The sequence below is a fragment of the Rhodococcus sp. P14 genome, assembly GCF_000256505.1.
Lineage (GTDB): Bacteria > Actinomycetota > Actinomycetes > Mycobacteriales > Mycobacteriaceae > Rhodococcus > Rhodococcus ruber.
This window is the reverse complement of record NZ_AJFC01000386.1, coordinates 1-4,033: the sequence shown is the minus strand read 5'-3', so window position 1 is coordinate 4,033 and position 4,033 is coordinate 1. Positions and strand designations below refer to the sequence as shown.

Sequence of the window (4,033 nt, the reverse complement as noted above, 5' to 3'; positions counted from 1 at the left end):
GCGGCGGCCGGGGAGGAGCCGGCGCCGCGGGCGCCCGGTCAGCTCGGCCGGGCGTCGGGATGTTCGCGCACGAAGTTGAGATACGCCTTCGACGGCGTCGGCCCGCGCTGGCCCTGGTACTTGGAGCCGACGGCGGCGCTGCCGTAGGGGTGCTCGGCGGGGCTGGTCAACCGGAACAGGCACAGCTGCCCGATCTTCATCCCCGGCCACAGCGTGATCGGCAGGTTGGCCACGTTGGAGAGCTCGAGGGTGATATGCCCGCTGAAACCCGGGTCGATGAATCCGGCCGTGGAATGGGTGAGCAGCCCGAGCCGGCCGAGCGACGACTTGCCCTCGAGGCGACCGGCGAGATCGTCGGGCAGGCTGCACGTCTCCATCGTCGACCCGAGCACGAACTCGCCCGGGTGCAGGACGAACGGCTCGCCCGGCGGGGCCTGCACGAGCGAGGTGAGTTCGTCCTGCCGCAGCGCGGGGTCGATGTGCGTGTAGCGGGTGTTGTTGAAGACCCGGAACAGGCTGTCGAGCCGCACGTCCACGCTCGACGGCTGCACCATCGCGACGTCGAAGGGGTCGATGCCGAGACGCCCGGAGGCGACCTCGGCGCGGATGTCGCGATCGGAGAGCAGCACGGGGTAGAGACTAACAACCCGCCCCGGGCCGCCCCGCGGCTCGCGCGCCGGGCGGGCGCCGGCGGCCGGGCGCGGCGACTAAGCTCGGCCCCACATGGTGCACGATCGGTCCCTCGCGCCGTGCCCGGTGACAGACTGGAGCAACGAGCGCCGCAAAGCGTGCCTGCGCTCCACGCGGCTCGGGCACCGCTGGCGGCGGTTCGGGCGCGTGCGCCGCGGTCTCGCGTGGCTGGCGCTGCTGACGGTTCCGGTCTCGATCCTGGGCGGGCAGTACTGGATCCACGACGTCGCCCCCGAACGCGACCGGCTGGCCCACACCCGGCCGCACCTGCATCCGATCTTCGACGCGGCGGATCCGGCCGATCGCGCCACCGCGGTGGTGAGCATGGTCGGACTCGGCAATCTCGATGCCACCGACACCGCCCGTGCTCTACCGGCGCTGGCCGCGCTCGGGCAGGTGTGGGCGGTGCAGTACGACAACACCGGCCTCGACACCGCGGTCATCAGCCGGATGATCGTCGACCACGCGGAGCAGGCCGGGGTGGAACGCGTCGTGCTGACCGGGCACAGCATGGGCGGCATCATCGCCCTCGAGGTAGCCGGGCACGTCGTGGCCGACCCGGACCTGGATCTGCTGGCGGTGATCCTGGACTGCACTCCCGTCGATCTGCACGCGGTGCGGGCCGACAAGCGCGACACCGGCGAGGATCTCCTGCGCTGGGTGGGGTGGGTGCCCGGGGCCCGTGAGAGCCGCACCCTGCGGCTGGTGGTCGAGACCGCCGCCCGCAAGGACCGCTACGTCGTTCCGCATCCGCACGGCCTCCCCACCGTCGATCCCGGCGGGCTGGTCGACGCGATCACCGAAGTGCTCGAGGACAAGATCTTCGCCCCCGACGTGGCCAGCACCGGGCTGATCGAGTCCCAGTTCGAGGCCATCGTCGCCTCGGGCGCGCTCGATGATCTGCGGGCGCTGGCGTCCCGGCGCGGGGACAGTCGCGGGCCGGCGGTGGTGTTCGTGCGTCCCGGGCGCGGCACCGACGACGACGTCGTCGACGTGGACTACAGCCAGCGGGTGCTGTTCGAGCGGGTCGGCGGTTCGAGGGGTTCGCTGCTGGTGGTCCGGTTGGCCGGCACCGGGCACGCCAACCCGATCCAGCAGCCGCAGGCCTACGACGCCGCCGTCGCCACGAAGATCGTGCCGTTCGTCGATCGGCTCGCCGAACGGGACACGCGGCCGGTGCGGGCGAGCGAGCGGTGACCGACGCCGCGGTCGACCTCCGCGCGGCGCCGACGGAGGGTCAGGCGCCGGTGGCGTGCTCGCCCAGGATGGTGGTCAGTTCCTCCGCATACGCGAGCTGGGTGCGCAGACGGGCGCAGCTGTCCTCGGCGCGCCGGTGGAACTCCGCCAGCACGCCGCGGGCGTCGGCGGCCGCCTGCCCGGAGGGCCCGGCGTCGGCGATCCGATCGAGGGCGGCGAGCAACTCGCGCATCTCCTCGAGGGTGAAGCCGAGCGGCTTCATCCGCCGGATCACCAGCAGGCGCCGTACGTCGTCGTCGGTGTAGAGACGGAACCCGCCGGTGCTGCGGGCGGACGGGGTGACCAGGCCCACCTCGTCGTAGTGACGGATGGTCTTGATCGACAGTTCGGTGCGCGCGGCCACCTGCCCGATCTGCATATGCCCCGAATCGATGGTCACAGCCGCACCCTTTCCTCCCGGTCGTCTCCACCGTAGCGAGCGGCCCGACCCTCGATTCGAACTCTACCCTCACCGGAGGGTAGAGTTCGGCGGGTTCCGCGGACGCGACGATGCCGTCCCGCCCGCGCACGGGGGTGCCTCGCCCCCCGATTCCCCATCCCGCCGCTGGAAAGAAGACACGACTGTGACCACTCCTGCCGGCAGCGTGCCGGTCGTTCCCGAGGCGGACGCCGATCCCGCCCTCTCGGTGCGCGGCGCCCTGCGCTCCCCGAAACGCCTGAAGACCGAGATCCTTGCAGGACTGGTCGTCGCGCTGGCGCTGATCCCGGAGGCGATCTCGTTCTCCATCATCGCCGGGGTGGACCCGCGGGTGGGGCTGTTCGCCTCGTTCACCATGGCCGTGACCATCTCCATCGTCGGCGGCCGCCCGGCGATGATCTCCGCCGCCACCGCCGCGATCGCGCTGGTCATCGCGCCGGTGGCTCGCGAGTACGGCCTCGACTACCTCGTCGCCACCGTCATCCTGGGCGGAATCTTCCAGGTGGTGCTCTCGGTGCTGGGGGTGGCCAAGCTGATGCGGTTCATCCCGCGCAGTGTCATGGTCGGCTTCGTCAACGCCCTGGCCATCTTGATCTTCACCGCGCAGTTGCCGCACCTGATCGACGTCCCGTGGCTGGTCTATCCCCTCGTCGCGGTGGGGCTGGCGGTGATGTTCCTGCTGCCGAAGCTCACCTCCGTGGTGCCGGCGCCGCTGGTGGCCATCGTGGCGCTCACCGCCGCCGTGCTCGTCTTCGGCTGGGACGTGCCGAACGTCGGCGACGAGGGTGAGCTGCCCGAGTCGCTGCCGGCGCTGTTCGTCCCCGACGTGCCGCTGACCACCGAGACCCTGTCGATCATCGCGCCCTACGCGCTGGCGATGGCGCTGGTCGGCCTGCTCGAATCGCTCATGACCGCCAAGCTCGTCGACGACATCACCGACACCCACTCGAACAAGACCCGCGAGGGCTGGGGCCAGGGGGTGGCGAACCTGGTCACCGGGTTCTTCGGCGGCATGGGCGGCTGCGCGATGATCGGCCAGACCATGATCAACGTGAAGGTCTCCGGGGCGCGCACCCGCATCTCCACCTTCCTGGCCGGGGTGTTCCTGCTGATCCTCGTCGTGGCCCTCGGCGACATCGTCGCACTGATCCCGATGGCGGCCCTGGTCGCGGTGATGATCATGGTCTCGGTCGCCACCCTCGACTGGCACAGCATTCACCCCCGCACCCTGAAACTGCTGCCGCGCAGCGAAACCCTGGTGATGCTGGTGACCGTCGTCGCGACCGTCGCGACCCACAACCTCGCGATCGGGGTGATCCTCGGGGTGGTCACCGCGATGGTGCTCTTCGCCCGCCGCGTCGCCCACATGATCAGCATCGAGAAGGTCTCCGAGGCCGACACCGACCACGACGGCACGGTCGACACCCGTGTCTACAAGGTGCACGGCGAGCTGTTCTTCGCCTCGAGCAACGACCTGATCTACCAGTTCGACTACGTCGGGGATCCGCGCAACGTCGTCATCGACCTCACCGGCGCCGACATATGGGACGCGTCCACCGTGGCCACCCTCGATGCGATCCGGCACAAGTACGCCGCGAAGGGCAAGCACGTGGAGATCGTCGGCCTCGACGGCGCCAGCCTCGACCGCCTCGACCGGCTCTCCGGCCG

The 4,033-nt window shown here is 70.6% G+C and carries 4 protein-coding genes; 2 read left to right on the top strand and 2 right to left on the bottom strand.

The genetic code is table 11. From position 1 onward, the window contains the following. Window positions 1-38 precede the first annotated feature (38 nt). A complete protein-coding gene (gene dcd / locus OEY_RS0126860) occupies window positions 39-629 on the bottom strand; it encodes a dCTP deaminase (RefSeq protein ID WP_003934612.1) in 591 nt (196 codons plus the stop codon). A 94-nt stretch (window positions 630-723) separates the two neighbouring features. On the opposite strand from dcd, the gene OEY_RS0126855 reads away from it, so the two are divergent. Beyond that, window positions 724-1,887, top strand: a complete 1,164-nt coding sequence (locus tag OEY_RS0126855; RefSeq protein ID WP_010596818.1) for an alpha/beta fold hydrolase — start codon at window positions 724-726, stop codon at window positions 1,885-1,887. 40 nt (window positions 1,888-1,927) lie between these two features. On the opposite strand, the gene OEY_RS0126850 is transcribed toward OEY_RS0126855, so the two are convergent. Continuing rightward, the gene (locus OEY_RS0126850) at window positions 1,928-2,305 is read right to left on the bottom strand and encodes a MerR family transcriptional regulator (RefSeq protein ID WP_040270214.1); all 378 of its coding nucleotides are present in this window, start codon (window positions 2,303-2,305) and stop codon (window positions 1,928-1,930) included. 205 nt (window positions 2,306-2,510) lie between these two features. Here OEY_RS0126850 and OEY_RS29335 point away from each other — a divergent pair. After that, a partial coding sequence (locus OEY_RS29335) for a SulP family inorganic anion transporter (RefSeq protein WP_010596816.1) occupies window positions 2,511-4,033 on the top strand: 1,523 nt, incomplete at its 3' end.